Origin of the sequence: Solibacillus sp. FSL R7-0682, assembly GCF_038005985.1 — a bacterium.
Taxonomy (GTDB): domain Bacteria; phylum Bacillota; class Bacilli; order Bacillales_A; family Planococcaceae; genus Solibacillus.
The window spans coordinates 1,949,114-1,972,686 of record NZ_JBBOUI010000001.1 but is presented as its reverse complement, the minus strand read 5'-3'; the positions used below and the strand labels follow the sequence as shown (position 1 = coordinate 1,972,686).

Below are 23,573 nucleotides of genomic sequence, written 5' to 3'. Positions count from 1 at the left end.
AAAGCAAAAGAAGTGATTGCTCTATTTTGAACAATCACATGTTAAATTTTTATTTTCTCTCCGGTATCGGCATTTCTTCCCACGAATAATTTGGTATCGTTGCCAACCATAAAGTATCTCCCATGAGATCCATATCAAAAATGATGGCATCTTTCACATCAAATACTTTTTCCGATTTACTTTTATCTTTTATACCGATGGAAAAAATAGCTTCACCACTATCTGTATATCCGAATAATTTCTCTCCTTTTTTAATAAATTTCCCGATTGACTCATCGATTTTAATCTTTTTCCAATTTTCTTTTTGTAGATTTCTTGTCCAAACGCCACTTTTTGTTGTAATGAATAGATTATTTTTAATCACTTTCATATCATACGGTTCGTCATCGCTATTCGGCATAGTTAGTTGTTGCCAACCATCATTTGTCTTTTGAAAAATTTCCTTTTCTTCTGTTAGCCCTAGTACATCACCTCGATTCGATATTTGAATCACATAAAATGGTTTAGGAACAACCGCCTGTTCCCAACTCCCACCTTGATTCATTGTTAGGTAAACCTGTCCATTTGATAGTACAACGATATGGTTATTTATTGAATAATCGATGTTCTCAATTCTGTGATCTAATGAAAGAATTTTCATGCCTTTGCTTTTTGAAGTAATATTTGACCATAATTCTTTTTCCAGTGCTGCATATAACTGATCCTTTTTATTAAACCATGCGTGTGTTACATAATCATTCGTTTGTAGTTTTATCCATGTAGCTCCATTGTTATGGCTCCACTCTATAAAAGGTTGTTTAGTTGTACTAAATTGGGTTGGCTTTTTATCTCCCCAAACGACTAAATTCTTCTTTCCAGCAACAACTCCTGTAATTGCCATTCCTTTTTTTGTTACAGTGTCGCTGCCTTTATGTCTTGCTATCAATCCTCCACCGTACGGTAATTTATGAACCGCACTGACCACCTCTCCGGTTTGGGCATTAAATGAAATTCGAGCAAAGCGTTTATCCCGATCATTCCCTACGACATCTATAATGGGTTTACCATTAATACTCGCAAGTGTAAAATGAAATCCTGTTGCCCAATCTTCACCTTGTTTTAATCCGTATTTGTCCTTGGCTAGTTTGAGAACATCCGAGCTATCCAATTTGATTTCATCGTAAGGTATGGGTGAATCCGGAGTCTGCTTACTCGTTCTAAACACGGTAATTTTCTTTTCTGAGATGCCAATTAGAGCATAATCATCTGTACTTGGAACTATAAAAATCAGAAACCATTTAAAGCGTTTCCCTGTTTCCCCTCTAGAGCCACCCATCGTTTCGTCCACACTGTTGACACTTGTTAGTATTGCGTTTTCATTCCATTCTTTTGCTCGCTGCAATCCAATGTCAACTGCTTCTTTTAGTGTTATCTCTCCATCAGAATCGGCTCCTACATGACTAACTAAATTTATAAAAACTAATAAAATGACTAATAAACAAGCAGTTTCTTTAATAAACCTCAAAGTTACCACCATCCTATGCTTAAGCTTCTACTTAGGATGGTGAAAATATTTCGTTAAATACTCTCTAAGTTCCAGTAAACAAAAATAATATTCCATTTCTCAGAGACTCCTACTTAACTTAACGGAACTAAAAATTTAAAATAAAATCTTATGGTTTAACCAATTGTTTATATCGACACTACCTTGTACAGATAATAATCGATATAAATAGCGATATGGCAATCTACACTCTGTAAGATTTGGGATATCCATTATTTTTTCATACCCAATTTTAAAATCTCGTGCAGCTTTTTCATCTAAAATATATTCAAGGCCTATAAAATCCAACTCTCTTGGCCCGATTACATATGCCTCTGTATCAACTAATCCTGTAACTTCTTTACTATTTGCTAAAAATTGCGTTGGATCAATATCAACCAAAACAAATGTAGAATTTTTAGGAGGAGGTAAATTATTCAATATGTTGACGACTTCTATGTACTTTTCTTTTATTTGATCGTGTTCAGCATAAAATTTAGAAATGATTTCTCTTATTGCAATGATTAAGTATTGATGGAAATGGTCTAAGTTAACTTTTACACTGCCAGAGGGATTGCCGATATAATTTTCTTTATAGGAATGAATCTTTGCTAAACCTTCACCTAAGCTTTGCAATACAGAGGACGGTTGGTCGATAAATGAATGGACTACTACGCCATTCAATTTTTCAACAACTATATATTCTTTTGAAAAAAGGTTCCTTTTGTTTAATACTTTAGGAATTGGGATTGACGTTATCTCACTTAATGTATTATTAACGTGTACTAGTTCAAATACATTCCTCGGATCTATACCAAAAATTCGTTTACAACCCCACCAAAAGTCATTACTCGGTTCTTCCACCATTCGAGAAGAGCGAATAACTACTTCTTCATCACCCGTCTTGACTAACCAAACATCACTCGAATGGTCATCATAACCAGGACTTAGCTCGATAATTTCTTTAATAGGGTGTTCAAAAAACAATGAAAAATCCATACTTGCTTCCAACTTTCAAATTATTATCTTATTGTTGTATTTCGGTAAAAAGTAGTAACTTCCCTTCTAGAATTGATAATATGAGTTTTTTTAAATACGATATAATTATTTGAAATAAAATTTGATTATTTAAAATAATGTTTGATTTAACTATTGTTTTATTGATTTAGGAATATTTGACAATCATTGCTAATCGAAATATGATGAGTATATCCAGAGAAAAGGTGGTCAAAACGTATGGATAAATTAAGAAGAGTTTTCTCGAAATAATAAAATACTATTTTGGGAGGATAAATATGCAATTTGAAATAAGAGACGAAAAAAACATTCCTATAAGCCACTTAAAGAATTTATATGAAGATGTAGAGTAGTATGCCTATACAAATGATTTAAATCTACTACAACAAGCTTGCTGCCAATCATTAGCTGTCTTTTCAGTTTGGCAAGAGGATACTCTACTTGGATTAATTCGGATAGTAGGTGATGGATTAACAATCATATATATTCAAGACATATTGGTTTTGACTACACATCAAAATCAAGGCATCGCAACATTGCTTATGCAACATGTCCTTAATAAATATAAAGATGTTAGACAAAAAGTTTTGTTAACAGAAGAAGCACCAGATGTTCGTCACTTTTATGAAAAAAATGGATTTATTTCTTGCGATAAAGGCTCCTTAGTATCTTTTGCTAAACTTTCATAGTTGAATAAGGATCTGCCACAATTGGGTGCAATACAGAAGATGAATTGCGCCCATTTTCATAGGCCTATTGTCAAATCCCACAAATCCAAATTTAAAAGTTACATATTTCTTAAACGTAAAATGCAAGGTTACTAGATGATAAGACCAAACTTTCTTAAAAAACAACACTAAAAGGCATAAAACGTATTGAATACGTCTCATGCCTAATTAACTTCTATACTTTTAGAAAGTCTTTTTATTTACCTATTTATTGTAATGAAATTGGTGCTGTTAATACGTTATTACTAGAGCCTAATCGTAAACGAATCGTAGCTGTTGTACTAGTCACCGTTGGATTTATTCGTACAGTTACTTCGCCCACTGCAATGCCTTGAGCATTCGCTGTTAATGTTCCGACATTGCCATAGCCATAACTTGTTGGCCATGTGCCATTTGAATTTTTCACTTGCGAAATACTCGTACCCCCAGTTAAATAAAACTGAAGCTGGGCATTAGAAATGGTTGCGCCAGCTGTTAAGGCTTTAATTTCAACCCCTATTTTAAATTCTTCCCCATGTGTAGGTAATACTTGCGGAAGAATTAGTTTATAATTACCTATTTCTATTTCTTGCTGTGGATCTTCAGGTGGTCCTTCATTCCCTGTTCCTTCTCCTAATACAACAGCCTTTGTAATGACATTATTACCATCTGCATCTTTTAAACGTAACGTACCTTCCGTCGCAGTTACATTGCTATTTAATCGCATCGTAATCGTTTTTTGAGCAGTTCCTTGGCTATTAGCAGTTAAAGTTCCAATATCAAAATAACCATACCCCGTTGGCCATGTACCATTGTCATTTCTAACCTGCGAAATTGCTGTACCGCCTGTCAAATATATTTGAATTCTATGCCCCTGAATCGTACTATTAGGCGCGAGTCCTTCAACAGTAACTGTCACATTAAATGCCGACCCATCAACTGGTAAAACATCTGGCGTTACTGCTGAATATGTTACCGATGGTGTTGGGTCTACAGTAGAACCATAAGAACCATTTGCAAATGTTGAGGAATCATACCATAAATAACCTGCATTTGGTTGGCGCCACGGTTCATTTAAAATTTCAGTAGACAGTAACGGATCTTCAATTGAAATTCTTGGTGTTACCTGATCCAATGTAATTGCTGTGCCATTAAAGGTTGTATACGTTTCATCGGTTGCTAACCAATTTATAATATTAACAAGTAGCTCTCCATTATTATGTGCTGTAAACCCATCATATGTTCTTTTCACGCTACCTGTCTCTTCATTTCGATATTTTGGCGTTGCATCTTCCACTGGTGAGGAATCACCAATAAAAGCTGCCTTGCCAAGCTCTTTCTTTCCTATCGCGACAAATGGACCTTCAGCAATACCACCACCTGCATACACCCCTTGGTCAACTGAATTCGACCATTTATTTGCTGCGGATGTTAAGCCCGTTGGTAAATAAGCAATCCCTTTTGCAATAGATGGATTTGTAATCGCAATTGTTGAACCCGCATGGATGGATACTTGTGAGATACCCGTAGTAATTCCAAATGATTGACTTGGCGCTACGATTTGATTTGCGACTGTGTTATCAATTGAATTATATCTAAACTCAACACCAAACTCATCGCTTAGCCAGCGAGAACTTACTACACCATTTAATGCAGCTGCTTCTGCTAACGACATACCTAATGTTGGATTTAAGTACGCTCCTCGACGCCAGCCATTCATAATTTCATTGGAATCCCAGCGGTTTAAGTTTCGATCTGCGTTATAGTGATCTGCGATAAAAAATACGCCACCACCTAATTCAGCATAACTCGAAATCGCTGCTTGTTCAGAGGCAGTAAACGGAATTTGTGCCTCTGGTATAACAAATACATCATAATTTAGTAAATCATTTAGCGTGAGCGGTTCTACACTACGAAACTCTTCCACTGTATACCCTTCATCCACTAATGCATCTGCAAAATCTGAAAGGGCTCCATCAATTACCCAATCCGATTGACCTGCTGTTTGCCCATGACTATTATCAAACAAAACAGAATATCCATTTGATTGTACAGGTGTTAAAATCGGTGCAGGATCTAATGCATTTTCTGCCTCAGTCGTATTTCCAAACATGAAACTAAACGTAGCAGTCGCTAAAATGGCGGTACATAGCCATTTAGATTTTTTCCACATTTCCTTCACTCCTTCAATTTTTAAATTTTGCATGTTAATATGTTTATCTATTTCCACCGACAATTTTCGCTCTTATTTTATTTGAGCTATATTCGATTATTAAAATAAGAACAATTAAACCGATTAAAATTGCGCCAACCTCTGACCATTTATAGGCATTCATTGCAAAGATTAAAGGTGCGCCAATTCCACCTGCACCAACTAAGCCTAATACGGTTGCATCACGTAAATTCATATCAAACCGATAAATGACGATGGATAAAAACAGCGCTAAAATTTGTGGAAGAATACCGTATCGAATTTTTTCAAATAATGTACAACCAATGGATTCCATAGATTCCAGCACGGACTTGTCAATGTCTTCAATGACGTCGACATATAATTTCGAGAGCATTCCTATGCTCACTAACGACATCGTTAACACACCCGCAAATGGACCAGGCCCTGTTACGCGAATAAACATTAATCCATAAACAATCGCAGGTATTGTTCGAATCATAATTAATAAAAAGCGAATAACAAAAGAAATAGGCTTTGGAACAATATTTGATGCGGATAAAAAGGCTAATGGAATTGCAATAAGTGAACCAACAATTGTCCCTAAAAAAGCAATGGCCATTGTTTCAACTAATAAATAAGGCACTCCGCTTGTCGTAAAATTAATTAGTAAATTCAAATCTGGCTGTAAAATACCACTAAATATATTTTTCGCAATGCTTAAGCCTTCAATCGTTAAGTTGTCCATTTTTATCGTCGTTACAGACCAGGCAAAAACAGAAATTAAAACAATGACCGTAACGAATTGCGAAAGACGTCGATCTGGTTGTAATTCATATTGTTTTTGAATTGTATTTGATACTCTCATAGACAGTCACCTACATTAATTTCTTTCGATAATATTCACTAATTGTTTCAATAACAAATACCGTGATAACTAATAACAACAAAATCATTCCGACATTTGCGTAATTTCTCCAACCTAAGCTTTCATTTAACATGAGGCCGATACCACCTGCACCAACATAGCCAAGAATCGCCGCATAGCGGACATTTCCTTCAAAACAAAATAATGAAGTAGATAAGTAATTCGGTAAAACCTGTGGAAAAATGGCATATCGAAAGGATTGTGTTGTCGATAAGCCCATCGATGTCATCGCTTCAAACGCTCCCATATCCGCATTTTCGATTTGTTCGTATAATAGCTTCCCAATATAGGCCAATGAAAAGATGAAAATAGCAACTGTTCCTGCTACTGTACCTAATCCGAAAACGAACGTTGCAATAAGTGCAACAATTAATGTAGGGAGCGTTCGCAAAAAGCTAAAAATCATTTTCATAATTGCTGATAACCACTTCATTTTATGTAGGTTTGAAGCGGCTATCATCGCGAGTGGAAGTGCACATATCGCACCTAATAACGACCCAAGTAGTGACATTTTAATCGTATCTAATAAAGGATTCCAAATGTTCGGGAAGTATGCCCATGTAGGAGGAATCATTTCTCGTAAAATGAAGAAAAATTGCTCTATACGTTCCACAAGTATCAGCACATTAAAATCTGTAATTCTTGCTGATACATAAATTAACAATAGTAAAAAAATCACAATCAACGGTGTTGTAGACCGCTTTTCAATTACTTCTTTTCCATTTGGTAGTAGAATTTTTTTAGACGGATAGAATTTCTTTAGCATTTAAAATATTACTCCCTTCCTCTGCACCTCCATTGTAGATTTTCTGTAAGATGTCTTCGGTTACTTCCCCAGCCAGACCATCATAAACGATTTCCCCTGCTTGAATGCCTACAACTCGGTCGGCAAATTGCAATGCAAGCTCTACATGGTGGATATTGATAATAACTGTCATATTCAATTCTTTATTAATGTGCCTGAAATCTTCCATTACTTGATTCGCTGTCACTGGGTCAAGAGAGGCAACAGGTTCATCAGCTAAAATAATTTTAGGATTTTGAGCTAATGTTCTAGCCAATGCAACCCGTTGCTGCTGCCCCCCTGATAGCTGATCTACTCGGACATAGGCTTTATCTAAAATGCCTACACGATCCAATGCCATCAATGCTTCTTTTTTATGTTGTTCTTTAAAGATTCCTAAAACCTTTCGCCAAAGGGACAATTCTGGTACGAAAGAAACAAGTACATTTTTTATAACAGATACACGTGTTACTAAATTAAAGGATTGAAAGATCATTCCGATATGCCGTCTAAACTTCCGAATTTCTGATCCTCTTAATTTTTTTATATTCGTCCCATCTACTGTTAATGTGCCATCTGTAATGTCGTGCATCCGATTAATACAGCGGAGTAATGTTGATTTCCCGGCACCAGATAGTCCAATAATGGCAACAAATTCACCTTGTGCGATTTCAAGATTAATATTTTTTAACGCTGCATATCCATTAGGATATTGTTTTGAAACATTATTAAATTTAATCATCTACTTGCTCCAATCTTAAAAAGTGAGAACAGGGAAACTTTGTTCTCACTTTATATTTTTGCTACATATAATTATTTACCTAATTTTTGTACAAGTTCTTGCGCTTTTCGCTCATTGTCATAATCAGCATTCGACGCTTCTTGGTAACCTTCATGACTATATACAGCAATTACTTCTTTCCCTTCTGCAGAATTACCGATATTAATGAATGCTTGTTGTAATGCCTTTTTCAAGTCTTCATCCATAATTTTAGAATTTTTACTAACACTAATTGTGTCATTATAGATTGCTGGCATTACACCAAGTAAATCCGTTTCAGCCCAAATATCTTCTTCTCGATTAAACTCAGATTTCCATTTATCCGCATAATCACGACGTGCATCTGCATAAGTAACTAACACATCTGTTTGCCCTGAAGCTAAACGTGCGAATGCAGTACCATATGAATCTGCTTGAACTACTTTCGATAAATCAGTAATTGTTTTATCGTAGTTTTCTTTTAACCATAATGCTGGATATATATAACCTGCTGGTGATGTTGTTGACATTACATTCCAATTTGCACTATCTAAATCTTCAAACGTTAACTCTTTTCCACTATTTACTTTTTCAGCCAACTCTTTTCCTTTTTCTGATGGACCTGCAATTAAAATGGCACGATAAGAAGTAGCTTGGTTCGTCGTTGCTTCCGTTGGCTCATTTGAATTCCAATCTGCTGGTTTTTCAGAATCATTGCTTAAACCTGCTCGTGTTGCAGTTAATATTACTTCTGCTCCATCATCATAAAGGACATATGTACCACCTGGAATAAAACCAATGTCCGTTGTTCCAGCAGAAAGTGCTTCCCCTACCGCTTCATAATTTGTCCCAACTGTAATATCAATTTCATTTACGTCGTATCCTAAATTACTTAACTCTGACTTTAATAATGCTTTCAAAGGTTCTGTAACTGTAATAATTTCATCTGGATCACGTGAAGGTACGAAACCAATAGAAATTTTATCTAACTCCATTGTTGTTGCTCCATCCGAATTTGTTTCTCCTGCCGTATTTTCTGCTGGAGCTTCCGTGTTTGTTTCGCCTGCCTCATCACCACAAGCCATTAATAGCATAGCTAGTAACGATGTCATCATTAATAAATAGAATTTTTTCAATTGAAATCCTCCTCAAAATTTAATACTTATAAAACTTATCACTTCATTGTAAAGTGAGAATTAACTCTATATTTTTTTATGTAATAAATGTAAATTTTATGTATATTATTCTATTATTAACTTATTTTATTTTTCTATCAGCTTATACTAAAGCCAATCATAAATAATGGAGGTTTTATAGGATGCAATTAAAACAGCTTCAAATTCTCGTAACGAGCGATATACATGGGTACATTATGCCAACCACTTTCAGGCAAAAAATAGAGCCTTTAGGGTTAGCTAAAGTGGGAACATTAATTGAACAGCTTCGAGAGGAAAAACCTACTATACTAATCGATAACGGCGATTTAATCCAAGGTAGTCCTCTCACTTACTATCATCATGCATTTCAAGAGCACAAACTGGATCCCGTAATCGAAGCGGCGAATTTACTAGATTATGATTTTGCGGTATTTGGAAACCATGAATTTAATTATGGGAAGTCGTATTTAGATGCAGTCATTGCTCAATCAAATTTCCCTTGGCTTAGTGGGAATATTACGAATGAAGACGGTACATCGTATACTCAGCCTTATTTAGTAAAAGAAGTTTCAGGCATTCGTATTGGCTTTATTGCGTTAACAACTCATTTTGTGACAGTTTGGGAGGAACCGCGACATATTGAAGGACTGAGCTTTAAAGACGCCTATGAGTTCGCCAATTTTTGGATTACACAAGTTAAGGCGCACGAGCAGCTAGACCTAATCGCCCTTTGTTATCATGGGGGCTTTGAAAACGATTTAATTACTGGAGAAACGCTTGAAGCAACTACGGGAGAAAATCAAGGCTATAAAATGTGTAAGGAACTTGATTTTGATCTATTAATAACGGGACATCAGCACCGAGAGCTAGCTGAAAAGCTATTTGGAAAATCTATTATCCAACCTGGTACAAAGGGAAACTGTTTAGGGGTTATTACAATCGAAATTGAGAAATGTTTTGACAAACAACAAATTCATCATAAGCCGTCCCTCGTCTATGTAACAGACGAAACACCTGTACACGAAGGAATTGTTCAACAAAATAAGGAGGTATATTCTGCTACTGAAGAATGGCTTGATGTAACAATTGGGCAACTAGATACGGAAATACATTTTTCCGATGCTTTTTCAGTTCGAGTACAAAAACACCCTTACATACAGCTTATCCAAGATATTCAAATGGAAATGAGCGGTGCTCCAATATCTTGTACCGCTTTATTTCACGATCAAGCAGGTGGATTCCCTGCGAAAATAACGATGCGGCATATTATTAATAATTACATTTTCCCTAATACGTTAAAGGTGTTAAAAGTTTCTGGACGGCATATAATGGAGGCACTTGAACAAAATGCTACCTATTTTACCATTGACCAAAATAATCAATTACGTGTATCAAAAAGCTTTTATTATCCAAAGCCTCAGCCTTATAACTATGATATGTGGGAAGGGATTGAATACGTAATGGATATACGTAAGCCTTTGGATCAAAGGATAACAAAGGCTCTTTACAATGGCGAACCGTTGCAGCCAGAAGCATATTATGAGGTCGTCATGAATAATTACCGCGCAACAGGTGCTGGAAACTTCCCTTACTTTGCAGAATGCGAAGTAATAAAAGATATTCAAATTGATATGACGGAATTAATTGCTCGTTATTTTCAGGACCACCCAACAGTTGAATCCAAGCTTAAAAAAAATTGGGACATCCTTTATTAAGTAATTTTGAAACTTTTCCCATTTATATTCCGTATATAATAGTCTAGGCATGATTGAATGGAGGGAAAATGGCTTATGCTTAATAAAATTTCGACTCGAGGTAAATTTGCCCTGTCTGCAATTACCGTGTTTTTAATTTCAATTTTATTAGTTTTCTTTTTACCTGTTTCTGTAACGGAAACATTGTATTCTGAACGTGCCAACATTGTGCTATTGACACCTGTAACGAATATGACGCATTTATTAATCTCTTTGTTGTTCGTGATCATCGCGCTTGTGCTGCTTGCATTAAAACGTAATGTTAATACGTATATTATCGGTACCTTGTTTATTATCGCTGGCATAATTGGTTCTTCGTTTTCTGTATTAAACTACACAGCAATACAAGATGAGCAAATTGTAATTAAATACTATGATGGCTTAGCTAGTTACCCTTGGTCTTCGATTAAGGAAGCTGTTTATGAATACCGTACAGGTGAGAACGGATACTATATTTTTACTACAACGGATGATCAACATATTAAGATTGATGAAACAGCAAAGTTTACTTCGTCGGTGAAAACTACTATTTATTCAACTGTTCGAGCAAATGATATTCCATTTATCGAACGAGTAGCAAATGAGTAAAATCAATTGAAGTATTTATTCCAAATGAATTTAAAAATCGATATAGAGGATGATTAAAGTTGATAAAAGAAAAAAGCGAATTTTTAGAATGGCTTAAGGCCGGTGTGTTAGCCGCTTTATTTGTAATAGCAATCCGTACTTTTATATTTACCCCACTTGTCGTAGATGGCGCTTCCATGATGCCTACATACGCAGACGGAGATAAAGTGATTGTCAGTAAATTAGGAAATAGTATAGAAGACTTCGAACGATTTGATATTATCGTCTTTGAGTACGCAGAACATACAAATTACATTAAACGAATTATAGGATTGCCTGGAGAACATGTTGCTTATAAGGATGATACGCTTTATATAAATGGGGAAAAATATGAGGAACCCTATTTAGACTTATATAAATCTGAATTATTAGATCCGGGTACATTGACTGAAGATTTCACCCTAGAAGAATTAACGGATCATTCTACAATTCCTGATGGATACTTCCTTGTGCTTGGCGATAATCGTCGTAAAAGTACAGATAGTCGAGATGCAAGAGTTGGATTAATTTCAATTGATCAAATTATGGGAAAAGCAACGATACGCTTTTATCCATTTGATCATATAGGTAGAGTGAAGTAAAATTACAAACCCACTATCCGTAAAATGTAGCTTTTGAATAAAGTTCGATTAAAAGTAAGTTGCAAACGCTGATTTTATACAGAAAAAGACCAACTGTTTTAAAACAAAGTTTATTAAAATAGTTGGTTTTTATTGATCTATTTTGATTTTAATGAAAAAGATTGAATATTTCGGGATACGAATATTCAATTAAAGCACCTTATTAGTTGAATAAAAATAAAGTCGGGAAAATAAATTACGTTATCATTAAATTGTAATTTCAACTAATTTCTCCCAATCTTCAAAGGACAACTTTTCTGTAATATGTTTTAAATTATTTGGAACTTCAACATAACACATCAATTCTAAACTGTTACCATCTGGGTCATTGAAATAAACAGAAGCATTGCCTTGATGTGGTCGAATAAATGGTTCAATAGATTCTCGACTCCCGAATGGCATCCCCTCAACATCAATAGAGTCTAACCATTTTAAAGACTCTTTTAAATCTTCATATGAAACTCGAAATGCAATGTGTCGTAAAGAAGGATGGTAAAGAGTTTGATACTCATTTCCTTCCCACAAACCCACCCAACTTTTACCTTCTTCTATCCAAAAGAAAGCCGTATCTTCATCACGCCAAGCCATTTTTAAACCTAATTTCTCATAAAACTCCATTGATTTATCTAAATTTTTTACTGGCAAATGTGCTTCATATAACCCTTTTATCATAAATAACACCTCTTGTTGATTTTATATCTTAATAGTATCAATTTTTAAAAAATTCAACGTCATTCAAAGGTCTAATGTTATTTAATTATGTTCTACATTCTAATCCTTATTGAACTAACTTACTTCATTAGTTGCAAAAGAAAAGGATGGGATCTCTGTGGAATCCCATCTTGAAGTAAAGTACCTAGTTAGATTCTTTAATGCTTTAACTTTAGTTATAGTCATTTTAATTGCTAATAGGGTAAGCTTTTAATTAGTAAAATTAAAATACAATATAATCATTAAAGTACCATTGTTTTCAACGTGAGATCTCACATAAAAGAAACTCTTGCTATAGTTTGGGGACATTATTTTTCCATTTCGTTATGAAAATGAAATTGTAGGTAAATGTTCGTCATGTTATGATACAACTAAAAATAATATACAAAAAAAGGGAATTAGATATTCAATCTTAGAGGTGAAATTATAATGTATGCAGATTTACATATTCATTCGCATTATTCCGATAGTACCCGTTCTCCTAAAGAAATTGTCAAGAAGGCAAAAGAGCTCGGTATTGGCCTATTATGTGTAAGTGACCACAACACAACAGCAGCTTATAACGAGCTTATACCTTTGTGTAAAGCGAACCAAATTAAATTAATTCGAGGTGCAGAAATTTCTACCTCTTTTGAAGGTAAAGAATTTCATGTCCTCGCTTATGATTTCGATTTTGAAAACAAAGAGATTATTGATATTTGCAAACAATGCGATTCGGTTTATGCTGAAATTGATTTAGAATTAATCAAAAAGATGAGTGTTGACTATAAGGAAATAAGTATAAAGGAATTTAATTCTTACAATCGAAATCTAAAAAACGGTGGTTGGAAAGGTTTTGACTATTTAAAATCCAAAAGTTTAGTTAATAATGTTCCTAGTTTTTTTAAGCTCGTCAGCGATTATCATGTTCAACCAAAAAGTTCATTTCCATCAATAGAATATGTAATAAATGCAATACATAAAGCAAATGGGAAAGCCGTTATTGCCCATATCGGAGAAAATATGAAGAATAATCTTTTAGAAATAGTACCTCGTTTAATAACACTTAAAAATATGGGTGCAGATGGCTTTGAATGCTATTACACGACTCATACAGAGGAAACAACAAATATTCTTGTAGACTTTTGTCAAACAAATAATATGTTAATAACCGTAGGCAACGATGACCACGGCGGATTTAACAATAGATCGAATGTTATCTATGAAATGGGAGCAATTAAGGTCGATTTTAGTAAGTTGAATGTGAAAGATATTGAGATTTTAGGTTAAATTTAATAACCATGTTTGGTAGTACAAAACAGGCTTTTTTCATTATAATAAAAAAATCGCTTTAAAACGGTACGGTGAACCCTTCTATGTCTTCAGAGTAAATAGCTTATCTTGAAAAGAATGACAGTTTTATTGTGTTTTTAAAGTAAATGATTACAGAATTTACAATCATTATTTCATTAACTAGTGCTTTACTATATTAAAGTCCCCTTTATTTCACATACATTTTTTTAGTTTTAAATTAAAGGACTTCACTAAATTGAATAAAGAGAAAAGCTATGTTAAAAGAAAAGAATGATTTTTAACGTATAGGAATCCGCTGAATTTGCAAGTTTTTATTCAAAATATGATTCAGTGCAATTTCTTTTGAATCGCATTGAAAGCTTTGTTGTTTCTAAGTTCAAACGATAGTGCATAAAAAGGTGTATATGAATGAAAAACTGAAAAACACTTAATACATTGGTATGACAACGTTTTAAGTGTTTTATTTCGTCCTAAAACTTGCGGTTGGGAACGTTATTTTGAATAATTTTGTATATTTTATAACGTTTTAATGAACTTAGACACCTTAAATTTTGAAGTGCTCAATAAATCGGTTCTTTACTGAGCGATACTAAATCTATATTCCTTATCACTCAATCCGTCACACACCGGATTTCACTTCATACATGTACAGCTCATCCCCGTCCAAAAACAGCAACTTGTTATCACGGTTATTCACTAATTGCGGTTCGATAGGCTTACCATTTCGCTTCATCAGTTCGATTTTACGAACAGTCTTATATTCATTCCCTTCACGTTGTAACTCAAAGAGTGTACGTTCTCCACTGCCTCGGTGTGCAACAATCGTCTCCCCATTAACCGCAAACGTCCGAAAAAAAATATCATCCTCAGGTGAATAATACGATGTGAGACCCTCTTTCCGTACGCCAATCTTAGAATCTAGGCTAAAGAAAAACCAAATTCCTCCATCAGCTACACCATTCAATGCCAAACACTCAAAAATAAAATATTCCTTATCTTCTTCAAGCGAATCCAATTTAGCACCCGATGCATCCCAGCCAACTAACCCGCTGCAGCCAACTGGATCAATCCAGCCGTAATTGCCGAAAACACCTTCATCAAAGTACCCTGTCCAAATCTCTTGATTCTTTGTTACGTAAACATGCTCAATACCATCCCCTAAACAAAATGATCGGATAAAACGCCCATTTTCATCATACACACGTGCGTTTTCTTCAATGTTTTGTGCATCATGGAAATATGATCGTGCGCATACAAGTAGAAATTGTCCGTCATCAATCGGTTGGATGTGATGATAGTTCCATTTCTCTTTCGACAAATCTAGCACTTTCTTTTGTCCATCTTTTAGATGAATGACTTGATATCTATAGCTTTTTTCCGAAACGGTTGCAGGGAAACAGCCATCGATTAGTGGAATTCGCTCTTCCATCAGTAGGACAAATACATCGTTTTCATGTCCAAGTGCAATAGAAAGAGGCGTCATATTTTTCAACTCTTCTTTCAGATTAGCTATTGGATTCATAGGTATTTTTAGTATTGATTTCATTTACTTTCAGCAACCTTTCCTCGGCAGTTTGAATACGCAAAAAGAATTGAAATAATAATGATGTTAATTCTTTTTCAATTGGTTAATCATATTTTATTAACCAATCAATCAACTCCACAAAAAAATTTCACCATCTCTATCTCTATTCACTAGGCATATACCCAATCACTTTAATGGAATTTCTATCGATGAGTATTAAAGGTGTTCCAATAACTATATTCTCCTTATCTTCAAAAGAAACAGACAAAACTTCTTTTCCTTCATACGTTTGATCTAGTAACTTATAGCGCTCATTAGCAACAACTATTTTCACTTCTGCAACTTGCCAATTCCCTTTTGAAAAATCATTCCATCCTTTCTCTTTAACATAATTCCACGCAGCTTCCCTGACCTCCATATAATCATCTGTATCATTTTTATCCTCCGGCATTGAACAGCCAACAATCAAAAGTGTTAGGAAGGCAACCAGCCATACAAATAAATGGATTCTCATACATTTCATTTCGTAAGCTCCTTGGATTTTGTCATCATTTTTAAAAATTTTACCTCTTTAACTATATTTTCGAGATTATTTTTTGATATAGTATTTTATAATATATCCCTTATTTTAACAATTAGCTAGGAGGTTTAAAAATGGAGCGTCATATTGTAACCATTTCAGGTGGTGGCTTCTCAGAAGAGACTGATGCCTATATTGACAATTATATAGTGCGGATAAAACGAAAGGATTCACCTATTAAAATTTGCTTTGTTGCAACTGCGAGCAATGATGCACAAGGATATATTGACAAATTTTATTCTGCTTTTCAACATGAAGAACCAGCCCACCTTACGATTAAAGATTTTTCACTACCAAACATTCAAGCAATCGTCAATGCATTTGATATTGTTTATATCGGCGGTGGGCATACACAATCTATGCTAAAAGTATGGCGTAGTACGGACTTTGATCGCGTACTAATAAATGCGTACAAGCAAGGAGTTATTCTTGCAGGGATTAGTGCAGGCGCAATGTGTTGGTTTGAACATTATACTAGCGAAAATTCCGAACAAGAGTATGAGTCCTTCCAAGGCCTTGGACTATTAAAGGGAGCTCTTTGCCCTCATTATAATGATCCTATTCGAAAACAACATTTTGATGAATGGGCGAAAAAAGAAAACCTATCACCTCTCTATTTACTAGAGGATCATGAAAACTTACATTTTATTAATGAAAATTGCGTTGCGAAAATAAGTACATGAGCTGGAGGATGAAATAATGGAGATTTTACTACTTGGTACAATTCATTTAGAAGAAACGACAGATATGGTACAGCTGAATAAAGAGGCACGAAATAAGTTTGATGAAGAACAGTTTGAAATACTTACGGATGATTTGGCATTTTTCCAACCGGAGCAAATTTTTGTGGAATATCCATATAAAATGCAGGAGCAATTAGATGCTCAATACAAAGACTTTTCACTAAATGGCAGACCACTTCAACGTAATGAGATATATCAAATTGGATTTAGATTAGCAAGTAAATTAGGGCAAAAAAAAATTTATGCAGTGGATTGGAATGAAGAAATTTCGGGTATTAAAGGTTTAGAGGCAATAACGGATGAACAATCTGTTACAGCATTACAAAAATTACTTCAAAAGACAACAGTCAAAATGCAAACAGTTTTTTCAAAAATTCAAACAGGCAATATCGTGGAATTTTTTAAGTTTATAAATACTGCAGAACAAAATCTTCAGGATCATCAACTGTACGTTGATTTAATGCTCTTACAAGACGAGGTTGCATTTGAATGGGTTGCGAATTATTGGTATTATCGTAATCTTAAAATTGTACAAAACATTCGTAAATCGATCGAACAAGGTACACAAAAAGCTGTAATTATTTATGGAGCTGGTCATAACTATTTACTTCAGCAGATGCTACAGGATGACCCTCAAATAACTGTAACCCCATATGGAGAATACACTGTTCAAGAAATCGCTCACTGTTCTAAAAAAAATTTATAGTAAAGGACGTATTACCGTTTGAAAAGGCTCGTAATCATGACTATCGGTAAAACCCATAGCGGAAAATCTACATTTGCCAATTTAGTAGAAAAACAACTACCAAATTCTGTTGTACTTGATCAGGATAACAACGCTCAATTTATACATACCTTTTACGAAAAATTACTCCCTACAGTCGGTCCTAATTCGTTTAAACAAGGATTATCTAGCTATATTCTTCATTATGCTGTGCAACACTCTGCACTCCATATTATTCTATGTAACGCCAATTTAAAGAAACATGACCGTCTGCTTCTGCTCGAGACGTTTTTTCCAAAGGAGCATTTTATTCACATTATTGTGCATTTCCATATTCCAGAGGAAATACTACTTAGTCGAATACGCAATAGTTCGCGGATAACAACTATATTCAGAGATCCTTCGATGACCTTTGAACAATTATTAGTACGACAACAAAAGGATTCTGAAGAAAATGTTATTGAAAATCCTTCTTTAGATGAAGCCGATTACTTGTTCACTATCCAAAATAATGAGGATGCAACACATATCCTTCAAGAAATTTTGTTCATTTCGAAGAGTATTTAATTGTATAGCAAATAATAAGAAACACCCTTTATTCAGCCATAATGGGTGTTTCTGTAATCATAAGCCCCTCTTTATTTTCAAGTAATGTCCAATCTTTTACGTTTTGCTTATCAAGTATGAGGAACTTCAGCTGATTTAGACCGAAAAGTGGTTCACTCGAAGTTACCTCTGTTCCTCGAATATCTAATTGAATTAAATTATTTAAATGTGCTAAAGGTGCTAAATCAAATACTTTGGTGTTTGCAATGCTTAACACTTCAAGATTGGCTAATCCATTTACAAAATCAAGCGATTCGATTGGATTCCCCTCTAAATTCAAATGCGTAAGTTTGCTCATTTTTTCAAGCGCAGCTGCATCTGTAATTGCATTATTCGATGCTGTAAACATTGTTAAATTTTCAAGGGCTAGTAATGGTGTAAGTGAAGTAACGTTGTTATCAGAAATGTTTAAGTATTGCAATGAAGTTAATGTATCCAGTAACATAATATCTTGAATTTGATTATTTATTATGGAAAGGGATTGTAATTTTTGCAATGCATTTAAACTTTGTAATTGCCCTAACTGGTTACTAGACAAATAGAGCTCTTTTAATGCTGGCAATGTTGACAAAAATTTAATATCTGACAATGAATTATTTTCAATCGTTAAATATTTAAGATTCGTTTTTGAAATAATTAATGAAAGATCATTTATTGGCACATATATAGCAAGAGCCTCTAAACGAGTCATTTTACTTAAAGCTGTCTTTAACGTTGGATCATCTACATTTACGTAAAAATTCCTCATGTTTTGGAAGTCTTTTTCTGAGAGCGTTTCTGTAGGAATAGCAAGTTGTAAGGCTACCTCTTTTTGGACTTGCGGAGAGATTTCATTTATTGTATTTATTGCAATTGTACCTTTTGATTCATCTTTTAAAATTTCCCTTTCACAGCCACTTAGTAAAGCAAGGAATACCATTAATATGCCAATTTTTTTCATCCTTACCACTCCATTCATACATGATTAGGGTTGTTAATTTACGTTCGAAATCCCCTTTATATATTAAAATGATTATAAATTTTATTAATAAATTTATTTTTTCCAAAAAATGATTTTTTAGAAAAAATTATGAATCGAAAAGTTTTTTTTACATAAAATAATGCTCATACCGAATAAAGTAGCAGATGATTCTAATAAAAAAGTGATAAGTTACCTACTAAATAATATCCAAAATTTGTTTTATTGACTCATTTCATTATTAGCGTTTTTTTCTTATTATTAAACAAACTATAACTTATTGAAAAGGAGGTGAATATATGGATATTAAAGAAATAAAAAATCCACTATTAAGAGATTTTTTATCTATTGAAGAACATTATGAGCTATACGAGCAATACTTTTTAACACCTAATGAAAACTTAAAGAAAAAAATCGAAGAATGTTTTGGGAGATTTTATGCGCAAGTCCGTGTAGTATCCTATTTTTCCAAAACCATTCACTTTGCTGCCCGTAACTTTGATAAGAAAAAAAGAGCGTATGAACGAAGTAATTTATTGTATCTTGATGCTCCAAGTAAAACGAATGAAGGTGTAAAAGAAAATTCCACCACATTAAAGGAATTAATCGAAGACAAAAATGCAATGAGTAATTTTGAAAACCCTTTTGAACAAAAGTTAGAAGAACTTATCCTAGATTATACTCTTCATCATTCTATTCTTACACTTAATACTCGACAAAAACAGATTTTATATTTAGCTTACGTTTTGAATTTATCAGATAATGAAATCGGAAAGCAATTTAATGTAACGCAGCAAGCGATATCGAAATCTAAAAATAATGCATTAAAGAAGGTGAGGCGAATGATCAATGTTTGAAGACAACCTTTTAATTAATCTGATTAGCAACATTGGATTCCCAATTGTCATTACCATTTACCTTTTACTCAGTTTTGAACGAAAAATAGAAGGACTTCAACAGGCCATACAAAGTTTATCGAAAGAAATAGATTCTCCAAAAAACAAGGAGTGACGATATGAATGACCTAATTTCTCCTTTAGAGTTACTTGACATCCTGAAGCCTAAGATTAAAAAAGAACTTCAACAAACAGATTTTCAAAGTAGAGCTGATTTAGAACAGGAAATTATTTTAATTATTTTAGAAATTTTAAAAAAGAAAAACTTTGAAAAGTTACCTACATTTTTTTCGATGCTGGAGGAAGAACATCGACGAAATAAAAGTTTAACAGAAAGAAGCTAAACATTTCATTGCGTTGAATAACGCAATTCCAAGAACAAATTTTTATGTATTAACTAAAAAGTCTATAAAGGAGCAGCTTTTTTAAAAGCTACAATAAATAAGTTATATGCTGACAACCCGGTCCTCTATTACAAACTGAGAATCCATTTTAATCAGTTTGAGCAAAATGGATTCTTCGTTTGTATATTATTATGCGATTTGTATTTATTTCCCTCTGCTTTCTAATCTTTTCCCATCTCATATCCTCAAACTCCATCCATTTAAACTGCATGATTAAATCCAATTTACCTTACATATTACACAATGAATCGAGTAAACCAAGCGACATAATGTGCGCCTGGAATAAAGAGAACTTGAGCGAATAGTGTTCCTAAAAATCTTGAACTCATCATGAGTAACGATACCCTTTTTAAATCTATATAGCTGCCTTTATTATTAAGGACATCATCCGCCAGAATTGAAATTTTTGGGTCAATAAACACAATTAACAAAATCGTTGCTACGCCATTTATTAGCCCCGACACCATAATAGCGGTTGTTTTATAGTCAGGAATTAATAAGCTCGCATATAGGGCGGATAATACGCCAATCGTATAAATCGCTGTAATGACTATGTTTATAACAAATAATTGGACTGGCATATCTTTTAAACTAATCCCACGTAAATACGAAAGACTAGGTTTTCGAATGAGTTGCATCCCACGTCGTAAATACGAAAACGTAAACCCCTTTTTTAATAATGCAACAATAGAGCCTCTTTCTTCTCCTAAGTGTATAATTGCCCGGGAAAATATGGCAATAAATGTAGGCAAACAAAGGATTCCTAATAAGGTGCCGATTGATGCGAATCCGATAATGAATCGAAATTGATTTTCAACAAATACAAAAGCTGTCTCTGAAGGAGCTTTGTCAACTAAACTCCCTGTAAAAGGTTGTTGCATCATATTCGCTAATCTAGATACCATGACCATCATATTAAAAAGTGATAATGCAGATGCTAATAGTCGCACACGGACTCCCGATAATCGCACTGCATAGGCAAGAGTTTCAATGGAATGAATCATTAAGATAAAGATTGCAATCATGATTAAATTAGTTGTTATAAAATCAATATTAATCACCTACTAAATTGTTATATTTACCATTGGACGTTATTTGAATAAAATTTGTTTCTTTACTACCAATTCGTCTACGTGATTACCGTTAAAACAATTCAAGAATTTCACTTATGCCAATAATTAAAAGAATAATGGTAAAAAGTAGACTACTCAATATGGCCGTTAAAAGCTTTCTTTTTATGATGTCGTGCATTAAATTTCCCCTTAATAAGGAATTTTACTTCAGTTAAAGTAATTCATTTAGAAAACGTTCTTTAATCAATGGCCATTCTTCATTCGTAATACTATACATAACTGTATGGCGGATATTTCCCTCTTTACGAATCATATGATTTCTTAAAACCCCCTCTTTCACAGCACCTAGACGCTCAATTGCCTTTTGGGATTGAATGTTTTCATGTCCAGTCTTAATTTGGATGCGGTGCAAGTCGAGCTGTTCAAAACCATATTGCAATAAAAGGAACTTACAATTCGTATTCACCGCACTGCGCCATACAGAAGGTGTTAACCATGTCGACCCAATTTCTAATCGTTTATGTACAGTTGATATGTCCATATATGATGTAGAGCCTACAATACGATTCGTGCTCTTCTCAAAAATAACAAACGGGAAATCCGTCCCCTTCTTTGCCTTCTCCATTCCATCAATCACATATTTTTTAACGTCCTCATGCGTCTTTAACTCAACTGACATATGTGTCCAAATTTCTGGATATTGTGCTGCTTCAAAAAGCCCAACGATATGCGACTCATTGATCGGTACTAATTCAACAATTTCATTACTCAATTTTTGCATGTGTGCACCCCTATTTTTCTTAATTATGGAAATATTTTTACTATACCAAAAAAATGAATTGAATTATACAGCTTTCAAATTTATTAGAGAGTCAGACTATTTTCAACCTGTTATAGCCAATAATTGTAGGATTTGAATAATTGCTAGTAGGTGAAAAATTAAATGCTATGAAAATCAAAAAAAATCCTTAGAATTGCAGCTATAATGCCCCTATTCTAAGGATAAACTTTGCTATTTAATCGTAGGTGACTGGCATCCATATGAGTATGCAAGACAAGAAAAACCACACTTTTCTAGGATTGGTCTGCTCATTGGACTGGCGTCAACAGTAAGATTAGGATATCCCTTTTCATATGCCTTTTGTGCACGAACAGCCAGTAATTTTGTGTAATAACCTTTCCCTCGAAACAATGGCAGTGTTGATCCTCCCCAAAGACTCGCAAAAGATGAATTTGCCTCTATGTACATCCAAGCTGCACTTACAAGCTGACGGCCTTCATATATCCCATAAATGTATAGGGATTCAGGATTATGCTGTTTGTCTCTCCAAAGCCTTTCCCCAAGCTCCGCATGAGATTCGTTCCAGATGGTATCTTCAAGAACAACAATGTCTTGAATGCCTTGTTCATCTGTTATTTCCTTTACACTATGGACTTCACTATTCTTAAGCAAAGGGTGTTGATCCGCCAATTTCATGACCATCAGAGCTTCGGGATTACCAATTTCAAATCCTTCTTTTTCAAGAATATCTTTCAAATTAGTAGGTTGATCGTAGCTATACACCTTCCATTCAAAATTCTGCTTACGGTTACTAAAATAGCTTAACTCTTTGTTAATTATTTCTCTTGCATTGTCTTCGTTTACATTCGAAGAGATTATAAACCCGTTTTCATCAAAATTAGAAATGTGTCGCACAACATGTGTTGTTTCCTCTCTTATGTAGCCTTGTGGTTGGGCTTCATAGCGAAGTTCTTTGTGAAAAAGTGCGAGTAATTCATTTTTATCGTCCATTACCGAGCTCCTTTCGAATTCATCTAAAATAACAAGCTTTATTGGCTCTTGTAAAACCTTTTACTTATTATACCAAAACAACTTTAAAAATAATTAGCTTATAATTCCGAAAAGTGTAATAATAATAGTATTATTTTTAAGGAGTCGATGAATTGATGGTAGTTTTTTTAGTGAAAAATAAAGAGTGGTTACGGAGTTAACTAGCGATTTTCTTGTAGCTCC

24 protein-coding genes and 1 pseudogene are annotated in these 23,573 nt (G+C 34.1%); 11 read left to right on the top strand and 14 right to left on the bottom strand.

What is annotated here, in order from left to right; all coding sequences use genetic code 11:
• Positions 1–49: 49 nt before the first annotated feature.
• Complete coding sequence (locus MKZ17_RS10035) at positions 50–1,504, bottom strand: hypothetical protein (protein WP_340723596.1); 1,455 nt, start codon at positions 1,502–1,504, stop codon at positions 50–52.
• Positions 1,505–1,639: 135 nt separating this feature from the next.
• Positions 1,640–2,521 (bottom strand): phosphotransferase, encoded by an 882-nt coding sequence (locus tag MKZ17_RS10030; protein WP_340723595.1) that lies wholly within the window; start codon positions 2,519–2,521, stop codon positions 1,640–1,642.
• 425 nt (positions 2,522–2,946) lie between these two features.
• On the opposite strand from MKZ17_RS10030, the pseudogene MKZ17_RS10025 reads away from it, so the two are divergent.
• A pseudogene (locus MKZ17_RS10025) lies at positions 2,947–3,228 on the top strand (GNAT family N-acetyltransferase); the annotation flags it as partial.
• A 247-nt stretch (positions 3,229–3,475) separates the two neighbouring features.
• Here MKZ17_RS10025 and MKZ17_RS10020 read toward each other — a convergent pair.
• The 5 genes from MKZ17_RS10020 to MKZ17_RS10000 all read right to left on the bottom strand — a co-directional run bounded on the left by MKZ17_RS10020 (position 3,476) and on the right by MKZ17_RS10000 (position 9,024).
• On the bottom strand, positions 3,476–5,419 hold the full coding sequence (locus MKZ17_RS10020) for a DNA-binding protein (RefSeq protein ID WP_340723594.1): 1,944 nt from the start codon (positions 5,417–5,419) through the stop codon (positions 3,476–3,478).
• A 43-nt stretch (positions 5,420–5,462) separates the two neighbouring features.
• Positions 5,463–6,284: a phosphonate ABC transporter, permease protein PhnE gene (phnE, locus tag MKZ17_RS10015; RefSeq protein ID WP_340723593.1), complete on the bottom strand. Its 822-nt coding sequence runs from the start codon at positions 6,282–6,284 to the stop codon at positions 5,463–5,465.
• A gap of 10 nt (positions 6,285–6,294) precedes the next feature.
• Positions 6,295–7,110 (bottom strand): phosphonate ABC transporter, permease protein PhnE, encoded by an 816-nt coding sequence (gene phnE, locus MKZ17_RS10010; protein ID WP_340723592.1) that lies wholly within the window; start codon positions 7,108–7,110, stop codon positions 6,295–6,297.
• Positions 7,085–7,870, bottom strand: a complete 786-nt coding sequence (gene phnC / locus MKZ17_RS10005) for a phosphonate ABC transporter ATP-binding protein (RefSeq protein ID WP_340723591.1) — start codon at positions 7,868–7,870, stop codon at positions 7,085–7,087. Before phnC ends, phnE (MKZ17_RS10010) begins: the two co-directional genes overlap by 26 nt.
• A gap of 71 nt (positions 7,871–7,941) precedes the next feature.
• Entirely contained in the window at positions 7,942–9,024 is a 1,083-nt protein-coding gene (locus tag MKZ17_RS10000) for a phosphate/phosphite/phosphonate ABC transporter substrate-binding protein (protein ID WP_340723590.1), read from the bottom strand.
• A gap of 182 nt (positions 9,025–9,206) precedes the next feature.
• Between MKZ17_RS10000 and MKZ17_RS09995 the strand changes: the two genes are divergently transcribed.
• The 3 genes from MKZ17_RS09995 (at position 9,207) to lepB (ending at position 12,007) form a co-directional block, all read left to right on the top strand.
• The gene (locus MKZ17_RS09995; RefSeq protein WP_340723589.1) at positions 9,207–10,760 is read left to right on the top strand and encodes a bifunctional metallophosphatase/5'-nucleotidase; all 1,554 of its coding nucleotides are present in this window, start codon (positions 9,207–9,209) and stop codon (positions 10,758–10,760) included.
• Positions 10,761–10,835: 75 nt separating this feature from the next.
• Positions 10,836–11,387: a hypothetical protein gene (locus MKZ17_RS09990; RefSeq protein WP_340723588.1), complete on the top strand. Its 552-nt coding sequence runs from the start codon at positions 10,836–10,838 to the stop codon at positions 11,385–11,387.
• A gap of 59 nt (positions 11,388–11,446) precedes the next feature.
• The gene (lepB, locus tag MKZ17_RS09985) at positions 11,447–12,007 is read left to right on the top strand and encodes a signal peptidase I (protein ID WP_340723587.1); all 561 of its coding nucleotides are present in this window, start codon (positions 11,447–11,449) and stop codon (positions 12,005–12,007) included.
• Between the two features lie 246 nt (positions 12,008–12,253).
• On the opposite strand, the gene MKZ17_RS09980 is transcribed toward lepB, so the two are convergent.
• A complete protein-coding gene (locus MKZ17_RS09980; protein ID WP_340723586.1) occupies positions 12,254–12,718 on the bottom strand; it encodes a VOC family protein in 465 nt (154 codons plus the stop codon).
• A 468-nt stretch (positions 12,719–13,186) separates the two neighbouring features.
• On the opposite strand from MKZ17_RS09980, the gene MKZ17_RS09975 reads away from it, so the two are divergent.
• Positions 13,187–14,026 carry a PHP domain-containing protein gene (locus MKZ17_RS09975; protein ID WP_340723585.1) on the top strand — a complete coding sequence of 280 codons (840 nt, stop codon included), beginning with the start codon at positions 13,187–13,189 and terminating at the stop codon, positions 14,024–14,026.
• Positions 14,027–14,669: 643 nt separating this feature from the next.
• On the opposite strand, the gene MKZ17_RS09970 is transcribed toward MKZ17_RS09975, so the two are convergent.
• Both MKZ17_RS09970 and MKZ17_RS09965 read right to left on the bottom strand, forming a co-directional pair.
• Complete coding sequence (locus MKZ17_RS09970; protein ID WP_340723584.1) at positions 14,670–15,596, bottom strand: hypothetical protein; 927 nt, start codon at positions 15,594–15,596, stop codon at positions 14,670–14,672.
• 142 nt (positions 15,597–15,738) lie between these two features.
• A complete protein-coding gene (locus tag MKZ17_RS09965) occupies positions 15,739–16,098 on the bottom strand; it encodes a hypothetical protein (RefSeq protein WP_340723583.1) in 360 nt (119 codons plus the stop codon).
• Between the two features lie 131 nt (positions 16,099–16,229).
• On the opposite strand from MKZ17_RS09965, the gene MKZ17_RS09960 reads away from it, so the two are divergent.
• Genes MKZ17_RS09960 through MKZ17_RS09950 form a run of 3 tightly spaced genes read left to right on the top strand, consistent with a single transcriptional unit; the run spans position 16,230 to position 18,189 of the window.
• Positions 16,230–16,838: a Type 1 glutamine amidotransferase-like domain-containing protein gene (locus MKZ17_RS09960; protein WP_340723582.1), complete on the top strand. Its 609-nt coding sequence runs from the start codon at positions 16,230–16,232 to the stop codon at positions 16,836–16,838.
• 16 nt (positions 16,839–16,854) lie between these two features.
• Positions 16,855–17,604 (top strand): DUF5694 domain-containing protein, encoded by a 750-nt coding sequence (locus MKZ17_RS09955; RefSeq protein ID WP_340723581.1) that lies wholly within the window; start codon positions 16,855–16,857, stop codon positions 17,602–17,604.
• A 36-nt stretch (positions 17,605–17,640) separates the two neighbouring features.
• On the top strand, positions 17,641–18,189 hold the full coding sequence (locus MKZ17_RS09950) for an AAA family ATPase (protein WP_340723580.1): 549 nt from the start codon (positions 17,641–17,643) through the stop codon (positions 18,187–18,189).
• Positions 18,190–18,217: 28 nt separating this feature from the next.
• Here the strand turns inward: MKZ17_RS09950 and MKZ17_RS09945 are convergent, their stop codons facing one another.
• On the bottom strand, positions 18,218–19,168 hold the full coding sequence (locus tag MKZ17_RS09945) for a leucine-rich repeat domain-containing protein (RefSeq protein ID WP_340723579.1): 951 nt from the start codon (positions 19,166–19,168) through the stop codon (positions 18,218–18,220).
• Positions 19,169–19,485: 317 nt separating this feature from the next.
• Here MKZ17_RS09945 and MKZ17_RS09940 point away from each other — a divergent pair, with 317 nt between their 5' ends.
• The 3 genes from MKZ17_RS09940 to MKZ17_RS09930 are packed head-to-tail and all read left to right on the top strand — an operon-like array spanning position 19,486 to position 20,426.
• Positions 19,486–20,043 carry a sigma-70 family RNA polymerase sigma factor gene (locus MKZ17_RS09940; RefSeq protein ID WP_340723578.1) on the top strand — a complete coding sequence of 186 codons (558 nt, stop codon included), beginning with the start codon at positions 19,486–19,488 and terminating at the stop codon, positions 20,041–20,043.
• Positions 20,036–20,197: a YvrJ family protein gene (locus tag MKZ17_RS09935; protein ID WP_340723577.1), complete on the top strand. Its 162-nt coding sequence runs from the start codon at positions 20,036–20,038 to the stop codon at positions 20,195–20,197. The genes MKZ17_RS09940 and MKZ17_RS09935 overlap by 8 nt, the downstream gene beginning before the upstream one ends.
• Positions 20,198–20,201: 4 nt before the next feature.
• Positions 20,202–20,426, top strand: a complete 225-nt coding sequence (locus MKZ17_RS09930; protein ID WP_340723576.1) for a hypothetical protein — start codon at positions 20,202–20,204, stop codon at positions 20,424–20,426.
• Between the two features lie 296 nt (positions 20,427–20,722).
• Here MKZ17_RS09930 and MKZ17_RS09925 read toward each other — a convergent pair whose 3' ends face one another.
• From MKZ17_RS09925 to MKZ17_RS09915, 3 genes are all read right to left on the bottom strand, one after another.
• Entirely contained in the window at positions 20,723–21,511 is a 789-nt protein-coding gene (locus MKZ17_RS09925) for a lipid II flippase Amj family protein (RefSeq protein WP_340725534.1), read from the bottom strand.
• 259 nt (positions 21,512–21,770) lie between these two features.
• Positions 21,771–22,340 (bottom strand): GNAT family N-acetyltransferase, encoded by a 570-nt coding sequence (locus tag MKZ17_RS09920; protein ID WP_340723575.1) that lies wholly within the window; start codon positions 22,338–22,340, stop codon positions 21,771–21,773.
• Positions 22,341–22,571: 231 nt separating this feature from the next.
• Positions 22,572–23,351, bottom strand: coding sequence for a GNAT family N-acetyltransferase (locus MKZ17_RS09915; RefSeq protein WP_340723574.1), 780 nt, complete (start codon positions 23,349–23,351; stop codon positions 22,572–22,574).
• Positions 23,352–23,573 lie beyond the last annotated feature (222 nt).